We start from the raw sequence: 19,059 nt of genomic DNA on the forward strand, positions 1-19,059 counted from the left end.
GCCCGAAGCCACCGACGGCGGAAGACGCGTTCCGGCTCGCCCCCGAGCTGGTCGCCGCGCGGTTCGACACGCTCACCGCGGCGGCCGGGGGATGTGACGCGCTGCTGGCAACCGGTCTGATGCCGGCCGGCGCACGGGACGTGGCCGAGAAACTGGGCATCCACTACGTGCTCGCGTGCTTCCACATCTTCGGACTGCCGTCGCGGCACTTCCCTCCGGGGGCGCGGCCGGGCAAGCAGTCCCCGCAGGACGAGACCGACAACCGGGTGCTGTGGGAGCAGGATGCCCAGAGGGTGAACGCGTTGTACGGCGAGGCGCTCAACAGCCACCGGGCGGCGATCGGCCTGCCGCCGGTGGACAACGTCCGCGACCACGTCTTGACCGGCCGGCCGTGGCTGGCGGCGGACCCGACGCTGTGTCCGTCGCAGGGCATGACGGACCTCGACATCGTGCAGACCGGGACGTGGATCCTGCCCGACGACCGTCCGCTCCCGGAGCGGCTGGAGGCGTTCTTGGACGCGGGCGCACCACCGGTGTACGTGGGCTTCGGCAGCATGGCCGCACATGCCCCGAAGGACATCGCCCGGGTGGCCGTTGAAGCGAGCCGTGCGCAGGGCCGCCGCGTTCTCCTCGCCCGCGGCTGGGCGGACCTGGCCCCGATCGACGACGCCGACGACTGCTTCGTCGTCGGCGAGGTCAACCAGCAGGAGCTGTTCCGCCGGGTGGCCGTCGTCGTGCACCACGGCGGCGCGGGCACCACGACGACGGCCACCCGGGCCGGCGCGCCTCAGGTGGTGATCCCCCGGATCGCGGACCAGCCGTACTGGGCCGCCCGGGTGGCCCAGCTGGGTATCGGCGCGGCTCACGACGACCCGACGCCGACCTTCGACTCCCTGTCCGCCGCGCTCACCACGGCCCTGACCCCCGAGACCCGAGCACGGGCGAGGGCCGTGGCCGGCACGATCGGCACCGACGGGGCGACGGTGGCCGCGAAACTGCTGCTCGACGCAGTCAGCCGGCAAAGGCCGCCCGTATCCGTCTGAACGGCAGTGGTCCGATCGACCAGCGGCGTGCCGGCCGACATCGGGGTACCTCCCCCGTCGTGTACCTGCGACACAGGCTCGCGACGGAGCGTATAAAGGGGGACTTACCGTCATCGGGTTTCTTTCTGGCCGCTGCCTGGAAACCGACAAACCTCGCTGAAATTCCCCTCGTCGGCGCAGTGCCCGCCACCACCGCCGCAAGCGGGTTCCACGGCACTGCAGGGACCTCTCGCCCCGTCACCGCCGGCCGGCAGAAGCCACTCGCCGGCCGCTCGCCCGGCGTGGCGCGGGCGGGCCGCCCACGGAAGGAAGTTCATGTCGAACGTCGACCTCGTACGCGCCGCCTTCGGGGCCTATCTCGAACAGGACCGCACGGCCATGGAGCGGCTGCTCGCCGACAATTTCGTCTTCACCAGCCCGCAGGACGACCACATCGGCAAGGCCGCGTTCCTGGAGATCTGCTTCCCCACCGCGGACCGGCTGCGTACGCAGGAGATTCTGGACGCCGTGGCCATCGACGGCGAACAGGTCTATGTCCGGTACGAGTACGAGCTGAAGACGGGCGAGCGGCATCGCAATGTCGAGGTGATGACGGTGCGGGACGGCCGGCTCACCGAGACGCAGGTGTATTTCGGCGGACGCTATCCGCAGGGGTGAGGGGGCCGTTGGACGGCTCAGACGAAGACCACGCAAGAGGCGGCCGGCGCCGCGACGGAGCCGCCCCGGGCCGGGATGCCGGTCGCCGGGTCCACGGTGAACCAGCTGACGTCGCCGGAGCGCTCATTCGCGGCGTAGAGGTGCCGGCCGTCGGGGTGCAGCGCCAGGTCGCGGGGCCAGTGGCCGCCGCAGGGGACGATGGTGACGAGGGTCACGGTGTCGCCGTCGAGGGTGAGGACGGAAAGGCTGTCGTGGCCCCGGTTGGCGGCCCAGGCGAACCGGCCGTCAGGTGAGACGACCAGTCCGGAGGGGAAGGTGCCGGCCGTAACGGCCCCGTCCGGGAGGAGGCGGGTCTCCCCCAGGGGCGTCAGCGCACCGTGCGCGGCGTCCCATCGGCAGACCGTGACCGTCGGATCGAGTTCATTGATGACATAGGCGCGGTCGCCGTGCGGGTGGAAGGCGAGATGGCGCGGCCCGCTGCCGGGCCGCAGCCGGGTCTCGGCACCCACCGTCAGCGCCCCGTCGGCGGCCAGGGCGCAGCTGCGGACCGAGTCGGTGCCCAGGTCGACGCTGAGCAGCCAGCGGCCGCTGGGGTCGGGCAGCACCGCATGGGCGTGCGGGCCCTCCTGGCGGTCGGTCCGCGGGCCGCTGCCCCGGTGGGCGAGCACGGTGGCGGGGCCGGCGAGCGTGCCGTCGGCCCGTACGGGGAGCGTACTGACGCTGCCGGAGCTGTAGTTGGCGGTGACGAGGTGGCCGCCGGCCAGGGTGAGGTGGGTGGGGTCGGCGCCGTCGACGGGGACGGCCGGTGCCAGGAGTTCGGGGCCCCGGGGGGTGAGGGCGAAAGCGGCCGCGGCGCCGTCCGGGGTCTCGCTGACCGCGTAGAGGTACCGGCCGTCGGGGCTCGGGGCCAGGTAGGAAGGGTTGGGGAGGGCGTCGGTGGAGTGCAGCGGGGTGAGTGCGCCGGTGTCCGGGTGAACGGCCGCGGTGGTGATACCGGGACCGCCGGCCACGGTGAACGATCCGATATACGCGCGTCGGCCGTGGCCGCTCGTCCCCACTGGTCCGCCCTTCGTCCGCCTGCCCGTACCCGTAGAGGTGCCCCGGCGACGCTAACAGCCAGGGGCGGGGCGTCGGGGGCGTTGGCCGGATACCGCTCGCGGGGGCGGGGGCGGGCCGGTGCGCCCGTGCGCCCGGGTGCCGGGGTCCGGGGTTCGGGGCCCAGGGTTCTCGGGTGGGCGCCACCAGGCGTATCCGGGCGCGGCACAGGGTGGCTGCGTCCGGATGCGCCGTGGGTCAGGCGTCGGCCAGTGGGGAGCGCGGGGAGCTGCGCAGGGGCGCGGAGAGTTCGGCCAACGCCCGTTCCAGGCCGTGAAGATGGACCAGCGCGGGTTCCGCCGCGGGCGGGTGCGGGACGGCGACGGTGGCGGCTGCCGCGTCGCGTGCGCCGTGTGGTGTGGTGAGCGCCTCGACGGCGGCCTCCACCCGTTGGCAGGCGGCGGTGAGCCGGGTGTCGTGGGAGGCTTCCGGGTCGGCGGCGATGGAGGCCAGCCCGCGGACCTCACGGGCGCAGTCGTCGAGCAGCGCCAGCACCTGGCGCGCCCGCGCCTTACGGGCCCGCAGCGGGCTCAGCGGATGCACGAGCGGGGAGAGCGACAGTCGCACCCGGCTCAGCAGCGGCCCCAGTTCGGCGACGTGCGGGGCGGGGTCGGCGGTCGCGGAGCCCGCGAGGCGGGCGGCGGCCTCGGCGGTGCAGTGGTGCACACAGCGCAGGGCGCGCTGGATCCAGGCGTCGGTGGTGGCGTGGGTCGTGACGGGCAGTACCAAGAGCACGGCCAGTGCCGCGCCGAGCGCGCCCACACCAGTCTCCGCGAGACGCAGCGTGAGGAGGCCGGGGTTCAGCACGCCCAGGAGCCCGTAGAGCAGCGTGGCCATCAAGGTCACGGCGAGCATCATCCAGGTGTACGAGACGGCTGCCGTGTAGAAGATCCCGAAAACGCTGACGGCGACCAGCGCCACCGTGGGGACGACGGCTCCGTGCAGCGGGACGGCGACGAGCAGACCGACGGCAATGCCGATCACCGTGCCGAGGGCCCGGCGGAAGCCGCGGACCAGCGTCTCGCCGCGCGACGCGGTGTTCACAAAGATCCACCAGGTGGCGCCCACGGCCCAGTACCAGCGCTGTTCGGAGAGCAACTGGCCCGCGATGAGGGCGAACGCGCTGCCGGCGGTGGCCTGGACCGCCTGGCGGGTGGTCGTGCGGGCAAGCCCTCTGCCGCCCGGCGGGGCGGGCACGACGACCGGGGGCAGCCTGCGCTCGTAGCACCACACTCCGAAGCGGACGGTCGAGGAGGCGAGCAGGGCGAGGGCGACCGCGGCATACAGCTGGGGCAGCTGGTCCGGCACCGTGTGCAGGAACTGCGCCGCGAAGAAGGTCATGAACGCGAACACACCCAGGGCGTGGCCCCGCGGGCCCCAGCGGCGGGCGTAGACCCCGGCGCCCACCACGGCGGCGAAGGCCAGGCCCCGCCCCACCGGGTGGTCGTGGAGCACTGCCGCGGCGGCGAGCACCGGGCAGCCGGCCGCCGGGAGCAGGGCCGTGGTGACCATCTGTTTGCGGACCGTTGCATCGGTGACCGTGAAGAGGGCGAGCAGCGCGGCGAGCCCGCCGGTGACGGCCGCGACGAGCGAGTGCCCGGCGACACCGCACACGGTGACCGCCAGGCCGATGCCGAGGACGGACCGGGCGGCGCTGCGCAGCCGCAGCCACCCCGGATCCGGAGCCACGAACATCCTCTTCAGCACAGCTTCCGCCCTTTCGACGTTCCCGCATGAAAAAGGCGCCGCGGGATCCGCAGCGCCATCGACGGGACCATCAGAGCATCACTTCGGCAGCTTGCTCAACAGAGGACGCCATCGCTGTGCCATTGGTACAGCACGGCGGGCCTCTGCCGCGCCAGAAGGAGGCCAATGGGCGGGAGTGGGGGCGGGGCAAGGTCTCCGGTGGCGAGGGGCAAGGCCTCGGGGACGGGGACAACATCTCCGCCGGCGAGCGGGCAGGTCCACGGCCGGGTCGTCCAGCGCGGCGGGCATATGAGGCACACCCGGTCACAGAGCGGCGTGCCCGCTCTGTGACCGGGTGGCCGAGACCGTGTCCTACCCGGCCGGTTCGAGGAGCTCGTGTCGTCCGCCCAGGTATCGGTGCAGGAATCGGTCGGCCGCTCGATACATGTCAATCCGGTTCTCCGGGTTCAGGAACCCGTGTCCTTCATCGTTCTTGACCATGTACTCGACATCGACCCCGCGCGCCCTCAGCGCGGCGACGATGTTGTCGGACTCGGCCTTCACGACGCGGGGGTCGTTGGCGCCTTGCACCACCATCAACGGTGTGCGGATGTCCTCCACCCGGCTGATCGGTGAACGGGCCAGCATGTCGGCCTCCTGCTCGGGATCGGCGGGGTTACCCACATAGCGGTACCAGTTGGCGACCAGCCCGGGTTGGGCGAACGGGGGCAGCGAGCGCATGACGTTCGCCAGGTTCGAGATGCCGACGTAGTCGATGGCGGCGGCGAAGCGGTCCGGGGTGAACGAGACGCCGACGAGTGCGGCGTAGCCGCCGTAGGAACCGCCGAAGATACCGATCCGGCCCGGGTCGGCGTAGCCCTGGGCGACCGCCCAGTCGACGGCGTCGATCAGGTCGTCGTGCATCGCGCCGGCGAACTCCCCGATCGCGGCTTGCGTGTGGGACTTGCCGTAGCCGATGGAGCCGCGGAAGTTGACCTGAAGCACGGCGTAGCCACGGTTGGCCAGCAGCTGCACCTCGGGGTCGAATCCCCAGCTGTCCCGGAACCACGGGCCACCATGGACCAACAGCACCATCGGAAGTGTGGACGGCTCGATCCCCACTGGCAGCGTCAGGTACGACGGCAGGGCCAGCCCGTCCCGCGCGGTGATCGTCACCGGCCTCATGGGGGCCATCGTGTCCGGGTCGAGGTGCGGGTAGGGGCGGAACAGGAGCCGGCTCTCGCCGGTGGCGTGGTCGTAGTAGTAGGTGACCTCGGGATCGCGGTCGTGGACGAAGTTCGCGACCCATCGCTGCCCGCTGTCGTCGGACGAGAGCTCTCCAAGGTCTCCGTCGGAGAGCGGTTCCAGGTTCCGCAGTACCGCGGCGAAGTCCGCGTCCATCGGGCGGATCTGCTGTCGTTCCCCGAGGTAGCGCACGCCGAGCAGCGCGCCGGTGCGCCGGTGGCGGATCAGCGGCGACGACAGCCCGGCGACGGCGCGCCGGGTTCCGTCGAGGTCCAGGGCCGGGTGGCTGTCGACCTCGGTCTCCGCTCCCGTGGTCAGGTCGACCCGGACCACGCGCGTGAGGTCGGTGCCTCGTGTCGATCCGATCCAGACACCGGCTCCGTCCGAGGCCATCTCGAACGGGTTGATACCCAATGGGTAGTCGGCGCCGTCGAAGGTGGCGATCAGCTCCAGCTCGCCCGCCGTCGCATTCCAGCGGGACAGCGCGAAGTCGCCCTCCTCGGTAAGGGTGCGGGCGAGCAGCTCGCCGTCGGCGCCCCACAGCCAGCCGTACACATGGCCCGGGTTCTCGGCCAGCACGGCGAGTTCACCGGTCGCGATGTCGATCTCCACCAGGTCGAACTCTTCGGCCTTCCTGGCATTGAGCTGCACGATCGCCTTGCCGGGACGTTCGACGGGCAGGTCCAGTTCCAGGACCTTCGTTCCGGGAAAGGGCGTGAGGTCGACCACGGGGGCGCCCGGATCGTCGAGGTCGACCCGGTGGACGTGCCAGTTCTCGTCGCCGCCGGTGTCCTGGGTGTAGAGCAACCAGCGTGGGTCGTCGGTCCAGCGGTAACTGATCACGCTGCGGGTCTCGTCAGCGGTCACGCACCGTGCGTCGGTGTCGCTGTCGACGCTGCTCACCCACACGTTCAGCCGGTTCTTCCACGGTGCGAGCCAGGCGATCCGGGTGCCGTCCGGTGAGATGGAGGCCCCGGTGCGCTCGGGTGAGCCGAAGAACTCCTCGATCGTGATCAGTTCTGGCAGTGCCATGGTGCTTCCTTCCTCAAAGCCGCGCGCGGCCGGCCTGGTGGGGTTGGTTGATGCGCGGCGGGGCCCGGCTCTCCGTCACTTCGCCCAGGCTCAGGCCGAGCTCAGCCGGACGGCGGACGCGGGCCGGCTCGACGGCATCGCGCAGCGCGTACGCGCGATGGCCATGGGAAGGCCGCGGCGGCTCGGGCAGCAGCCCGGTCCGGTGGTGGTGCCGCACGGCGCGGGTGGTGATACCGACGATGCAGGCGAGCGCTCCGCTTCGCATGGCACCAGTAGAAACGTTGTCGCTGCGACAAGGTCAAGCGGCACCGTCCGTCCCCATGGCGGCGGTTCCGGTGGCCGTGTCAGGTGCCCTCGGCCATGGCCTTCAACTCCTTCGGCCACTCCTCAAGACCACCGCCGAGGTGCTTGGCGGAGGTGGTCCCGAGCCGGGGCCGCCCCACCGGATGTGCGCATCCCGTCACAGGCGCCGTACGCCTGCCCGGCTGCGCGGCTGCGCGGCTGCGCGGCTGCGCGGCCGCGCCCAGGCCAGGCCAGGCCAGGCCAGGAAGAACGGCACCACTACGCTTGAACGGCAACGCCCTACCGGCAGAACACCAGCACCACGACGAAACCGAGGCGGCGAAGACGGTGACGAACAGGCCCAGGCGGCGAAAGGCCCCGCGGACAGTCGGCTCGCCGAGCCGGACCTCTCCCCTCGATGCTCGCCCGTGAACTCAGCGTCTCCGTACGCACGCTGCACCGGGCGTTCGCGGCGGCCGAGGACACCGGCGCCGGGTACCTCCGGCGCACCAGGCTCGAACAAGCCCGGCTCGAACTCCTCACCCCGAAGCACCGGCCGAGCATCTCGGAACTGGCCGCCCCAGCACCTCGGCCGGTCCGCCGCCGTCGCCCGGCGGCAACCGGACCGGCACCCGTAGAAGGACGACGCATGCATCCCCTGGTCCCGGCCGAGGCCGGCACATGAAACTCCTGGTGACCGGCGGTGCCGGCTTCATCGGCTCCCACTACGTCCGTACGCTCCTCGCCGGCGGATACCCGGGCCATGAGAAGGCCGCGGTCACCGTCCTGGACAAGCTCACCTATGCGGGCAACCGGACGAACCTCCCGGCGAGCCACCCGCGGCTGAGGTTCGTCGAGGGGGACGTCTGCGACCGGAGCCTGCTCCTCGGTCTGCTCCCGGGTCACGACGCGGTGGTCCATTTCGCCGCGGAGTCCCATGTCGACCGTTCCCTGACCGACGCCGGGGCATTTGTCCGCACCAATGTCGGCGGCACCCAGACGCTCCTCGACGCCTGTGTCGCCACCCGCATACCGCGGGTCGTGCACATCTCCACGGACGAGGTGTACGGATCGATCGCCGAGGGCGCCTGGACCGAGGACCACCCGCTGCTGCCCAACTCCCCCTACGCCGCGTCCAAGGCGTCCGCCGATCTCATCGCCCGGTCGTACTGGCGCACCCACGGCCTCGATCTGTCGATCACCCGGTGCTCCAACAACTACGGCCCCTACCAGCACCCGGAAAAGCTGATCCCCCTCTTCGTCACGAACCTGCTGCAGGGGGAGCCGGTGCCCCTGTACGGGGACGGCGGGAACGTGCGGGAGTGGCTGCACGTCGACGATCACTGCCGCGCCATCCAGCTCGTGCTGACCCGCGGCAAGGCCGGTGAGGTCTACCACATCGGCCAGGGCAATCAGCGCTCCAACCGGCAGATGACCGAACTGCTGCTGGAGCTGTGCCATGCGGATCCGCACCTGGTGCGCCGGGTGCCCGACCGCAAGGGCCACGATCTGCGCTATGCGCTGGACGACGGCAAGATCCGCCGCGAGCTGGGGTATGCCCCGGCGGTCTTCTTCGCACGGGGCCTGGGCGAGACGGTGGCCTGGTACCGGGACAATCCGGCCTGGTGGAAGCCGTTGAAGGGCGGTACGCAGTGAGCGGCACGGCCCTTGCCGCGCCCGGATGGCCCACCGATCACCACCCTCACTGAGCCATTGGTACAGTCACCTCTCCCCTCCCCTGATGCACTCACCGAACCCGTCAGGCCGAACCCGTGAGGAGGCCGTGAACCATGGCCGTGGATGCCCTGGACGCCAAGATCCTGCGGTTGCTGCTGGAGCAGCCGCGCACCAGCGTGCGGGAGTACGCGCGGCTCCTCGGTGTCGCCCGGGGAACCGTTCAGGCACGCCTCGACCGCCTCGACCGGGACGGTGTGATCACCGCCTACAGCCCCCGGCTGTCGCCCGCCGCACTCGACCACCCCGTTCTCGCCTTCGTCCACATCGAGGTCACCCAGGGGCATCTGGAGGAGGTGGCCGACGCGCTGGCGAAGGTCCCGCAGATCATCGAGGCGTTCTCGACAACCGGTGGCGGGGATCTGCTGACCCGGGTGGTGGCACGGGACCCGGCGCATCTGGAGGATGTGATCCAGCGGCTGATCAGCCTGCCGGGCGTGGTCCGCACCCGTACGGAGGTGGCGCTGCGCGAGCGGGTGCCGCACCGGATGCTGCCGTTGGTCGAGGCAGTGGGCGGCGCCGCCGGGTCGCGGTGAGCCGGCCGCTTGGCATGCTGGGGGTATGAGCGCCTCCGCCGCATCCCGGGTCACGTCCGCCCCGCCCGCTCCGGTGATCTTCGATCTCGACGGCACCCTCGTCGACAGCGAGCCCAACTATTACGAGGCCGGGCGCCGGCTGCTGGCCGGCTACGGCGTACCGGATTTCAGCTGGGAGCATCACACCCGCTTCATCGGCATCGGCACCCGCGAGACGCTGGAGATCCTCAGCCGGGAGTTCGGCATCGACGCACCGCTGGAGGAGCTGCTCGCCGGCAAGAACCGCACCTATCTGGAGCTGGCGCGGGCCCACACCGAGGTCTTCCCCGAGATGCGCGCACTCGTGGAGCGGCTGTCGGCGGCCGGGCATCCGATGGCGGTGGCGTCCGGCTCGTCACGGGCCGCGATCGAGGCAGTGCTCGCCGGTACCGGGCTCGATGCGCTGCTGACCACGGTCGTGTCCGCCGAGGAGGTGGCGCACGGCAAGCCCGAGCCGGATGTGTTCCTGGAGGCGGCGCGCCGGCTGGGTGTCGCTGCTGCCGACTGTGTGGTGCTGGAGGATGCGGCGCCCGGTGCGCTCGCGGCGCGGCGGGCGGGGATGCGGTGCATCGCCGTCCCCTATGTGGCGGCCACCGCGGACGATCCGGCGTTCGCGAGCGCCGGGCTGCTGTTCAAGGGTGGTCAGGGGGAATTCACGGCGCGGGCCGCGTACGAGTGGCTCGGGCAGCCCGTGCGGACTTCCCCCTGACCGGGTGGGTCACTCCAGGCCGAGGGACTTGCATTCGGCGGCGAGACCGCCGGCGCAGAGCAAGTCGGTCCGGACCGCGCCGTCGAGGACGACGGTGTCCTTCATATTCTTCCTGGTGACGATCTGCGCCTTGAACAGCCGGGCGGGGATACCGGACTTGCTGCTGCTGTCGGCGGTGGTCGGCGTCAGGGACTTGATGCTCTTGCCGCGCAGCAGGCGGAAGGCGATTTCGGCGGCGGTTTCGGCCTCCGGCCTGACTTCCTTGTAAATGGTGAAGGACTGGGTCCCGGCTATCAGCCGCTGCAGCGCGGGGAGTTCGGCGTCCTGGCCGCCGAGCGGCACATTCTTGATACCCGCCGACTTGAGGGCCGCGGCGATACCGCCCGCCATTCCGTCATTGGCCGAATAGACCGCGTCGAAGCCCCCCGCCCCATGGGCGTTGATGAAGTCGGTCATCTCCTTCTTGGCCGCCGCCGCGGACCAGCCGGGGATGTTCTTCTCGTAGACGATCTTATGGACCTTGCCGTCGAGGACGGCATGGGCGCCCTTCTTGTACGACGGCGCATTCGGGTCGGTGGGGGAACCGTTCATCATGACGACGTCGGAAGTGGCCGCCTGGGAACCGAGGGCGGCGAGAATCCCCTGCCCCTGGAGCCGGCCGATCTTCTGGTTGTCGTAGGAGACATACGCCGCGACATCGCCCTCGGCGAGCCGGTCGTACGCAATGACCTGGACGCCCTTCTTGGCGGCCGAGTCCACCCAGCTCTTGGCCGCGGCGGCGTCGACCGGGTCCAGGATGATGACCTTGACGCCCTTGTTCACGAGGGCGTCGAACTGTCTCTTCTGCTCATCGGTATTCTGCTCGGCATTGTGGTAGTCGAGTGTGCATTCGAGGCAGAGGGAGGCAACGCGCGACGAAATGATGCGGTGGTCGAACCGCTCGTACCGGGCCGCTTTGCTCTCCGGGAGGAGCAGCCCGATGGAGTCCTTGCCGGCACCGGCTTCCTGATGATCGCTTCCACAGGCCGCCAAGGGCGCTGCGAGCGAAAGCGCCATTGCGCCGGTGAGGGCGCGTCGCATTATTGCATTCATTCCCGGTACCTCCAAAGGGGCCGCCTGACCGGCCCAGAACGGCTGAAGTGAACGTCACCTTCGGCCCTACCGTCAAGAATCGAAGCAAGAACGATATGGAAGTGAGCTGTGCGTTGACTCTCTGAACACCCGTCACTCGGCGGCGTTCCGGACGGCACCGAAACGGTCAATTCATTCCGGAACACTCCGGAACGTTCCGTTTCTCTCTCCGTCGGACCGGCCGCGCGGCACGGGCGGAAACCGGTCTCACCGGCATCGGTTTTCCGGTCAACCAGGCGGATGACAAGCGGAGTTGACTGCCCATATCCGGGCGGTGATCTCCCGCGTGGGTACGAGTGCAGCGTTTTGCCGTGCACACCGGGCCACGAGAAGAGAGAAATAGATGGCAGGCACAGCTTTCCGGTGTGGCCACCGAGCGGCTCGACAAGTGGTCAAGACCAATCGGGGCGGTCCGACGGCGTCCGGGCGAGGCCGTGGCGAACCTTTCCGCTCCGCAACCAAATATGGCGGCGGAAATGGGGAACTCCTGGGAATTTCTTTAGCTTAATTTTTTAGGCCCGGACTCTCTCCATCGAGAGAACCCGGGCCACGCCCCTCTCCGTCACGCGTGGACCGCCTCGCGCGCCACCGCCGGAAGGACCGGTGCAGCCGCCCCGGATCAGCCCACCCAGCCGCTCGTGAGCCCGAGCACCGCAGAACCGTCCAGGTCGGTGAGCTTGATGCCGGTGAATCCGCGCGCCCAGTCCGAAGTCTGGATGCGGAACGCGGGGCGGTCCGCGGTGAGCGCTTCCAGTACGGCCTCGGCGGCCTCGGCCGAAGTCTGCGCGCTGTTGAGGAACTGCGCCATGGTGCGGTCCAGGTAGGCCTGCAGCGCGTCCGCGTACGGGCCCGCGGCGGCGACCTCGACCTCCGGGTCGGCCCCGATGTTGTTGACGAATTCGGTCGCCACGGCGCCGGGTTCGACGACAGAGACCATGACCCCGAGCCGCGCCGCCACCGGCGCCAGGCTCTCCATGTAGCCCTCGACGGCGGACTTGGCCGCGCAGTAGGCCTCGTTGAAGGGCTGACCGATCACCCCGCCGACGCTGGTGACGGTGATCAGACGGCCGCCGGAGGCGCGCAGATGCGGCAGCGCCGCCTTCGAGACATGAAGCACGCCGAAGAAGTTGACCTCCATCACCTTGCGCACCTCGTCGACGGCCTCGTTCTCCAGGGTGCCGACGTGCCCGGCGCCCGCATTGTTGACCACGGCGTCGAGCCGGCCGTAGTCCGCGATCACTCCGTCGACCGCGGCGGCGACGGAGGCCTCGTCGATGACATCGAGCCGCCGGACGTCGAGCTCCACCCCCGCTTCCGTCGCCGCCGTGCGCAGGGCGTCGGCACGGCCGGTGTCGCGCAGCGTGGCCACGACCTGCCAGCCGGCCCGCGCGGCGGCCACCGCGGCGGCCAGGCCGATGCCGGAGGACGTACCGGTGATCAGAACAACCTGGGAAGACATGGCAAACCCTTCGGCCCCGTAGACCGGAGCAAATTAGGTGCGTGTACACACACCATAAGCATCATGTGCGCACACACGCAACCGGTAGCCTTGCCGCATGGCGAAAAGGAAGCTCACCCAGGCCGAGATGCCCGTGGCCGACCACGCTTTCTACGGGCTGGTCTGGGCCGGAACCGTCCTCACCGAACGCGTGGACCGCGCCCTGACCAAGGCCCACGATCTGCCGGTCTCCTGGTTCGAGGTGCTGTTCTGGCTCGCCTCCAGCCCCGACCCGGTCCCGGCCTCCGTGCTCGGCAACAGCACCATGCTCAGCCGCAGCCAGGTCTCCCGCGTCGTGGACGCCCTCCAGAGCCGCGGGCTGGTCGCCCGCACCCCCTCCGCGCATGACGCACGCTCCGTCGAGGTGTCCCTGACCCCGGAAGGACGCCGGCTCTTCGAGGAGGCCGAAGCCACCCGCCGCTCCTGCCTGGCCCCGGTGTTCACCGATCTCCTCGACCAGGAGGACCTGGAAGCACTGAGCACGGTGTGGCGGAAGCTGAAGGCCGACAAGCACGGCTGAGACCGGCGGGGACCGCCTTGCACATCATGGTGGTTCGGGCGAAGCTGCCGGCGCTTGCACCCGCGTGTTGTGCGCACCGCGGTGGACGGGTGTGGTCACTGTCGCCAGGATCTCGGGTGAACACGCAGTCTCAGCGACGAGAGGCGGAACGTACGGATGGCGAAGCACTGGGCGGACTTCCAGTACGAGATCTATCTCCACGGCATGACAGGCGCCGTACCGCGGCTGCCGACCGATCTGACGCGGCTGGAGCAGCTCGCCGAGCAGCGCCTCGGGCCCGGTCCGGTCGGTTATGTGGCGGGCAGCGCGGGCACCGGCAGCACCGCCGACGCCAATCGTGCGGCACTGCACCGCCGGCGGATCGTTCCGCGGATGCTCCGTGAGGTGCACGAACGCGATCTGTCCGTGGAGGTGTTGGGGCGGGCGCTGCCCGCGCCGCTCGCGCTGGCGCCGGTGGGCGTGTTGTCGATCATGCATCCGGACGCCGAGCCGGCTGCCGCGCGGGCCGCCGCGGCGCAGGGCGTGCCGTACATCCTGTCCTCCGCCTCCAGCACCCCCATGGAAGAGGTCGCCGAGGCGATGGGCGACGGGGAGCGGTGGTTCCAGCTGTACTGGGCCAAGGACCGGGAGGTCACCAGGAGCTTTCTGAGCCGGGCGAAAGCGGCCGGATACACCGCGCTGTTCGTCACGCTCGACACCCCGCTCCTCGCCTGGCGGCCACGCGATCTCGACCAGGCGTACCTGCCGTTCCTGCACGGTGTGGGCACCGCCAACTACTTCACCGACCCCGCGTTCCGGGCGGGGCTCGCCAAGCCGGTCCACGAGGACCCGAACGCGGCCGTCATGCACTTCCTGGGGATGTTCGCCGACCCCGCCAAGACCTGGCCGGACCTGGCGTTCCTGCGCGAGAACTGGGACGGCCCGATCGTACTCAAGGGCATCGTGCACCCACAGGACGCCCTGCGGGCCGCCGAGGCCGGCATGGACGGTGTGGTCGTCTCCAACCACGGCGGCCGCCAGGTGGCCGGCTCCGTCGCCGCCGCCGATGCCCTGCCCCGGGTCGCCGAGGCGGCGGCCGGCCGGCTCACCGTGCTCTTCGACAGCGGCATCCGCACCGGCGACGACATCGTCAAGGCGCTGGCCCTGGGCGCGAAGTCGGTGCTGGTGGGCCGCCCGTACGCCTATGGGCTCGGCCTCGACGGCCAGGCGGGCGTCGAGCATGTCATCCGCTGTCTGCTCGCCGAGCTGGACCTGACCCTCGCACTGTCCGGGCACTCCCGCCCGGCCACCCTGTCCGCCGACGACCTCATCGAGGAATCCGTATGACCACCACGCCGGCCCCGTCCCCCAGCCCGGCGCCGCACACCGTGCGCAACGTCCTCGCCGTCGTCTCGCCGCACGTCGGTGGCCGCGCCGCCGGAGCCGCGCTGTCCGGCCTCTTCCCCGGGCAGACCCGGGTCACCGTCGTCGAGACGACCGACGAGGACCCGGCGGCCCTGCGCGACGCGCAGCTCCTCATCACCGGCCTCGCTCCGGTCACCGCCGGGCATCTCGCCGCCGCCCCGTCCCTGGAACTCGTCCAGTGCGCCAGCCACGGCTTCGACTACGTCGACCTGGACGCGGCCCGCGCACGGGGAATCCCGGTCTGCAACATCGGCTCCAGCGGCGCGGAGAAACAGAACGTCGCCGAGCAGACCTTCGCCCTGATGCTGGCCCTGGCCAAGCAGCTGGTCCCGGCCCATACGGCCCTTGTCGAGGCCGACTGGGCGCTGCCGCGCCTGCAGCAGTCCCTCACCGAGCTGTCCGGCAAGACCCTGGGCATCGTCGGCCTGGGCCACATCGGCGAGGAAGTCGCCCGCCGTGCCGTCGCGTTCGACATGGACATCGTCTATGCCGGGCCGAAGCCGGTCGCACCGGAGACCGCGGCCCGCCTCGGCGGCGCCCGACATCTGAGCCTCGACGAACTGCTGCGCACCTCCGACTACATCACCCTGCACGCCCCGCTCACCGACACCACCCGCAGCCTCCTCGACGCCGAGCGCCTGGCCCTCCTCAAGCCCACCGCGTTCGTGATCAACACGGCCCGCGGCGCCCTCATCGACCAAGACGCGCTTGCTAACGCCCTGGCAGCCGGCACTCTCGCTGGTGCCGGTCTCGATGTTTTCGACCCCGAGCCCCCCACGGCCGCCCTGCGCCTGCTCAAGGCCCCGAACGTGGTGCTCTCCCCGCACGTCGCGGGCGTCACCCGCGAGACCCTGGTCCGTATCGCCCTGGCCGCCGTGCAGAACGTCATCGGCCATCTGGAGGGCAAGCCGCTGCGGGACATCGTCTCGTAACGGCGCGCCCCGGCTGCCGCCATCGGGCAGCCGGTGCCTCCCGCACGACCGGCCCGGCCGTACTCGTGCGGGAGCGGGGGGGCATCGATGCCCCGCCGCTCCCGGTCCCCACCCCGCCCGGTCCCGGTCCCCACCCCACGGCCCCCGTGCCCCCTTTCCCCTTCGGCCGCGCATTCCGGTTTCCCCTTCGGTCGCGCATTCCGGCCATTGTTCGGCGCATGGATGCGGTACCGGTCCGGCCTCAGGTGTGATCACCATGGTCAGCGTCTCGCCCAACGGCCTGTCTTGCACGGCCAGTTCGTCACCGGCCGCGCGCCGGGAAGCTCCGGCGAGACCTCACCGAGGCATCCCAGGCCCGTCCCGCGCTCCGTGACGGCAGCACCAGGAAAGGCTGGTTCACGCTCGTGGAACCCCGTGGACGCACCCGTTGGGCGATGGGTGGACTGCTCGCCGGAGGCATACTCGTCAACTTCCTCGACCGCACGGCGATTTCGGTGGCGAGCTCCTCGATCGCCGATGACTTCGGGCTGGATCTCCAGCAGCTCGGCGTGGTCCTGTCGGCCTTCACATGGTCGTACTGCCTGGTCCAGTTACCCGCCGGCCTGCTGGTGGACATCCTGGGCGTCTCGCGGCTCACCCGGATCGCCTCCGCGTTATGGGCCGTTGCCGGTCTGCTGACCGCGGTGGCCGGCGGGACCGGCCCGATCATCGCGGCACGGCTGCTGCTCGGGGTGGCGGAGGGGCCGTCGATGGTCGGCGCCTCCAAGGCGACCGCGGCGTGGTTCCCCCTCGGGGAGCGCGGTATGGCGACGGCAATGTTCGACGGCGCGACCAAGCTGGCCAACATGGTGGCGTTCCCGGTGCTGGCGTTCGTGATGAGCGAGTGGGGCTGGCGGGCCGGATTCCTGTTCACCGCCGCGGTCAGCGTGCTGTTCACCGCCGTGTGGTGGTGGGGCTACCGGGACCCGTCCGGGTACCGCGCGCTGCGTCCGGCGGAGCGGGAGTTCATCCTCGAGGGCGGGGCGCGCGATGTCGAGCGGGGCGGGACCCGGCAGTTCCGCTCGGCGCTGCGCTCCGGCAGGATCTGGATCCTGTCCTGCGGATTCGCCTGTTACGGCTACACCATCAACATCGTGCTGACCTGGATGCCGGAGTTCCTGCAGCGGCAGTTCGGCGTACGGCTGCTGCAGTCGGGCTTCTATTCGATGATCCCGTGGGCGGTGGCAACGGTGGCCGAACTCGTCGTCGGCGGCTGGCTGGTGGACCGGCTGGTGCGCCGGGGCCGCGACGCGTGGACGGTGCGCAAGACCGTGCTGACGGGCGGGCTGGCGCTCGGCGCGACGATCGGCGCCGCGGGCAGTGCCGGCTCGCCCGGTGCCGCCGTCTTCTGGATGTCCCTCTCCCTGGCGGGGCTGGCCATTGCCGCCCCGGTCGCCTGGGGACTGCCGGGGCTGCTCGCACCGCCGGGGACGGTGGGGGCGGTCAGCGGGCTGATGAACTTCCTCAATACGGCGGCCACCGCGGGCGGTGTGCTGCTCACCGGCCGGCTGGCCCAGGTGACCGGATCGTTCGACGCGCCGTTCCTGTTCGCGGTCGCCGTGCTGGGCGTCGGGGTCGCGCTCTACTGGACGGCGCTGCACCGGGCTGCTGTGCCGGACTCCGCCCCGGCCCGGCAGTCGCAGCGGGTCTGAGACCTTGCCCCGCCACCTTGTGCAGGGTCAACGCACCTGCTCAGCATGGGCAGTTGCTGTGGCTGCCGTCACAGATTCGGCACCCCGCTCCGGGGAAGCCCTTAGTACCGACGGGCAGTTCTCTGCAGGGGGGCGTGGAAAGCAGCTATGCACACTGTCGGTCCGACCCGGCGCCGAGCCGACGCAGCGCCGGCAGTCCGCCTCGGGCGGTCGCCGGAAGCGCCCGGTCCCGCCCCGGGCACCAGCGCTTCTCCGCCGGGTGCCGCCGCGGCCGAGGTGCGCCGTCGATGACCGATACCTCTGTCTTAGCGTCCTGCCTGGCGCGATTGTCCTGGCCGCCGGAACGGCTGGCCCGGGAGATCAACAAGAGGTGCGGCAACGGCACCATCAGCAGCAAGGCCCCCTACAACTGGCTGAAGGGCGCATGTCCCAGGCGCCGGCTGCCGCACATCGTCGCCAAGATCCTTTCCGACCAGCTCGGCGAGTCCATCGCGGTCGAAGCGCTGTGGCCCGGACGCTTCCCGGCCGCGGCACCGCAGTGTCAGCGCATCCCCGCTCCGCGGCGCCCCGTGTCGCCCGTCCCGCGGCCGGCCGCCCTGGATCCGGTCACCGCATCGGTGGACTGGCTGGTGACCGACGTCGCCCCGCCGCCCCGCCGGACGCGCGGCGCCGAGGTCCCGGACGTCGCCGTCGATGTGCTGACCGTCAGGATCCGGCAGCTGCGGCAGTTGGACGACAGCTGCAGCAGCGGGCTCGTACTGGACTGGGCGCTCCAGGACCTCCAATGGGCGAAGAAGCTGGCCGGCACCTGCTCCTACGACACCACGACCGGCGTGCGCCTGCACCGGATCGTCGCCGAACTCGGCCAGCTCACCGCCTGGCTGACCGCCGACCAGGGCATGGACGAGTTGAGCCATGCCCGCTTTCTGGCCGCCCTGAGCGCCGCACGTGCCGCCGGCGACCGGCCGCTCGCCGCGTACATCATCTCCTGTATGAGCTACCGGGCCGTCTGGGCCGGACGGTCACAGGAGGCGTTGCGGCTGATCCGCATCGCCCGCAAGGGGGCGGCGCAGGACGACATGGGCATCGGCCAGGCGCTGCTGGCCACGCGCGAGGCCAGAGCCCATGCCGCTCTCGGCGACGAGGCGGGCTGTCAACGGGCCCTGGACGAGGCCGCCGACCTCAGCCGGGCCGGCCGGCCGTCGTCCGACCCGCCATGGGCCTATTGGCTCACGCCTGCGGTCATGGTGGCCGATGCCGGGCGGGCCTGGCTGGAGTTGGGGCGTCCCCGGCGGGCGGAGTGGCATCTCGCGCACGGGATCGACCTGCTGCGCGGCAGCCAGCCGCGCAATCTGCTGCTGCACAGCACCTCGCTGGCCGAGGCTCGGCTGGCGCACCGGGAGGTCGACGGTGCCGCGGAGGCCGCCGCGGAGGCGCTGGCCCTGGCCGAGAGCGTCACCTCACAGCGCGCCCACGCCCGGCTCAGGGCACTGCGGCGGCGGTTCGGGCGGTACGACAGTCCGGTGGCGCGCGAGATCGTGCAACGGGCCGGTGATCTGCTGGAAGCGGACCGGGTACGGGCGGCGCGCCGGACGGTGAACCCCGAGGTGTGCCGGTGAGCGCAGCCGGTCGGCGCGGGGACGACCGGCCGGCGGCCGGGGCCGGGAGCGCGGTGGTCCGGGCGAGGAACCGGCGCGGAAGGCGGACGACGGCTCCGGCCGGAGCACGGCCGCCGTGCCGTGGTGACGCCTTCGCCGGGCCGCCGGCATCCACCGGCAGTGCGGTGGTGCGCACTCCCGTCCTGGTCGTCACACACTGAGGTGCG

Annotated in this window: 16 protein-coding genes and 1 pseudogene; 11 read left to right on the forward strand and 6 right to left on the reverse strand. The window is 71.1% G+C overall.

Going from position 1 to position 19,059, the window contains the following annotated elements; genetic code table 11:
• The coding region (locus tag ACWGJY_RS07590; protein WP_453259853.1) for a glycosyltransferase at positions 1 to 1,043 on the forward strand (1,043 nt) is incomplete at its 5' end.
• Positions 1,044 to 1,358: 315 nt separating this feature from the next.
• Positions 1,359 to 1,700: a nuclear transport factor 2 family protein gene (locus ACWGJY_RS07595; RefSeq protein ID WP_453259854.1), complete on the forward strand. Its 342-nt coding sequence runs from the start codon at positions 1,359 to 1,361 to the stop codon at positions 1,698 to 1,700.
• Between the two features lie 17 nt (positions 1,701 to 1,717).
• On the opposite strand, the gene ACWGJY_RS07600 is transcribed toward ACWGJY_RS07595, so the two are convergent.
• From ACWGJY_RS07600 to ACWGJY_RS07615, 4 genes and pseudogenes are all read right to left on the reverse strand, one after another.
• The gene (locus ACWGJY_RS07600) at positions 1,718 to 2,758 is read right to left on the reverse strand and encodes a lactonase family protein (protein ID WP_453259855.1); all 1,041 of its coding nucleotides are present in this window, start codon (positions 2,756 to 2,758) and stop codon (positions 1,718 to 1,720) included.
• Between the two features lie 235 nt (positions 2,759 to 2,993).
• A complete protein-coding gene (locus ACWGJY_RS07605; protein WP_453259856.1) occupies positions 2,994 to 4,502 on the reverse strand; it encodes an FUSC family protein in 1,509 nt (502 codons plus the stop codon).
• Between the two features lie 351 nt (positions 4,503 to 4,853).
• Positions 4,854 to 6,758: an alpha/beta fold hydrolase gene (locus ACWGJY_RS07610; protein WP_453259857.1), complete on the reverse strand. Its 1,905-nt coding sequence runs from the start codon at positions 6,756 to 6,758 to the stop codon at positions 4,854 to 4,856.
• A 70-nt stretch (positions 6,759 to 6,828) separates the two neighbouring features.
• Positions 6,829 to 7,023: pseudogene (locus ACWGJY_RS07615) on the reverse strand (MerR family DNA-binding transcriptional regulator); the annotation flags it as partial.
• Between the two features lie 435 nt (positions 7,024 to 7,458).
• Here ACWGJY_RS07615 and ACWGJY_RS07620 point away from each other — a divergent pair.
• The 4 genes from ACWGJY_RS07620 (at position 7,459) to ACWGJY_RS07635 (ending at position 10,058) form a co-directional block, all read left to right on the forward strand.
• The gene (locus ACWGJY_RS07620; protein ID WP_453259858.1) at positions 7,459 to 7,725 is read left to right on the forward strand and encodes a hypothetical protein; all 267 of its coding nucleotides are present in this window, start codon (positions 7,459 to 7,461) and stop codon (positions 7,723 to 7,725) included.
• Positions 7,722 to 8,696 carry a dTDP-glucose 4,6-dehydratase gene (rfbB, locus tag ACWGJY_RS07625; RefSeq protein ID WP_453259859.1) on the forward strand — a complete coding sequence of 325 codons (975 nt, stop codon included), beginning with the start codon at positions 7,722 to 7,724 and terminating at the stop codon, positions 8,694 to 8,696. The genes ACWGJY_RS07620 and rfbB overlap by 4 nt, the downstream gene beginning before the upstream one ends.
• Positions 8,697 to 8,830: 134 nt before the next feature.
• Positions 8,831 to 9,310 carry an Lrp/AsnC family transcriptional regulator gene (locus tag ACWGJY_RS07630; RefSeq protein ID WP_453259860.1) on the forward strand — a complete coding sequence of 160 codons (480 nt, stop codon included), beginning with the start codon at positions 8,831 to 8,833 and terminating at the stop codon, positions 9,308 to 9,310.
• A gap of 25 nt (positions 9,311 to 9,335) precedes the next feature.
• The gene (locus ACWGJY_RS07635; RefSeq protein WP_453259861.1) at positions 9,336 to 10,058 is read left to right on the forward strand and encodes an HAD family hydrolase; all 723 of its coding nucleotides are present in this window, start codon (positions 9,336 to 9,338) and stop codon (positions 10,056 to 10,058) included.
• A gap of 9 nt (positions 10,059 to 10,067) precedes the next feature.
• On the opposite strand, the gene ACWGJY_RS07640 is transcribed toward ACWGJY_RS07635, so the two are convergent.
• Positions 10,068 to 11,150 carry a sugar ABC transporter substrate-binding protein gene (locus ACWGJY_RS07640; RefSeq protein ID WP_453259862.1) on the reverse strand — a complete coding sequence of 361 codons (1,083 nt, stop codon included), beginning with the start codon at positions 11,148 to 11,150 and terminating at the stop codon, positions 10,068 to 10,070.
• Positions 11,151 to 11,808: 658 nt separating this feature from the next.
• Positions 11,809 to 12,648 (reverse strand): SDR family NAD(P)-dependent oxidoreductase, encoded by an 840-nt coding sequence (locus ACWGJY_RS07645; RefSeq protein ID WP_453259863.1) that lies wholly within the window; start codon positions 12,646 to 12,648, stop codon positions 11,809 to 11,811.
• A 97-nt stretch (positions 12,649 to 12,745) separates the two neighbouring features.
• Here ACWGJY_RS07645 and ACWGJY_RS07650 point away from each other — a divergent pair, with 97 nt between their 5' ends.
• The 5 genes from ACWGJY_RS07650 (at position 12,746) to ACWGJY_RS07670 (ending at position 18,853) form a co-directional block, all read left to right on the forward strand.
• Positions 12,746 to 13,207, forward strand: coding sequence for a MarR family winged helix-turn-helix transcriptional regulator (locus ACWGJY_RS07650; protein ID WP_453259864.1), 462 nt, complete (start codon positions 12,746 to 12,748; stop codon positions 13,205 to 13,207).
• 156 nt (positions 13,208 to 13,363) lie between these two features.
• The gene (locus tag ACWGJY_RS07655; RefSeq protein WP_453259865.1) at positions 13,364 to 14,533 is read left to right on the forward strand and encodes a lactate 2-monooxygenase; all 1,170 of its coding nucleotides are present in this window, start codon (positions 13,364 to 13,366) and stop codon (positions 14,531 to 14,533) included.
• Entirely contained in the window at positions 14,530 to 15,543 is a 1,014-nt protein-coding gene (locus tag ACWGJY_RS07660; RefSeq protein ID WP_453259866.1) for a 2-hydroxyacid dehydrogenase, read from the forward strand. Before ACWGJY_RS07655 ends, ACWGJY_RS07660 begins: the two co-directional genes overlap by 4 nt.
• A 434-nt stretch (positions 15,544 to 15,977) precedes the next feature.
• The gene (locus ACWGJY_RS07665; RefSeq protein WP_453259867.1) at positions 15,978 to 17,234 is read left to right on the forward strand and encodes an MFS transporter; all 1,257 of its coding nucleotides are present in this window, start codon (positions 15,978 to 15,980) and stop codon (positions 17,232 to 17,234) included.
• 287 nt (positions 17,235 to 17,521) lie between these two features.
• Positions 17,522 to 18,853, forward strand: a complete 1,332-nt coding sequence (locus ACWGJY_RS07670; protein WP_453259868.1) for a hypothetical protein — start codon at positions 17,522 to 17,524, stop codon at positions 18,851 to 18,853.
• Positions 18,854 to 19,059 lie beyond the last annotated feature (206 nt).

It is taken from the genome of Streptomyces sp. NPDC054765, assembly GCF_053612065.1.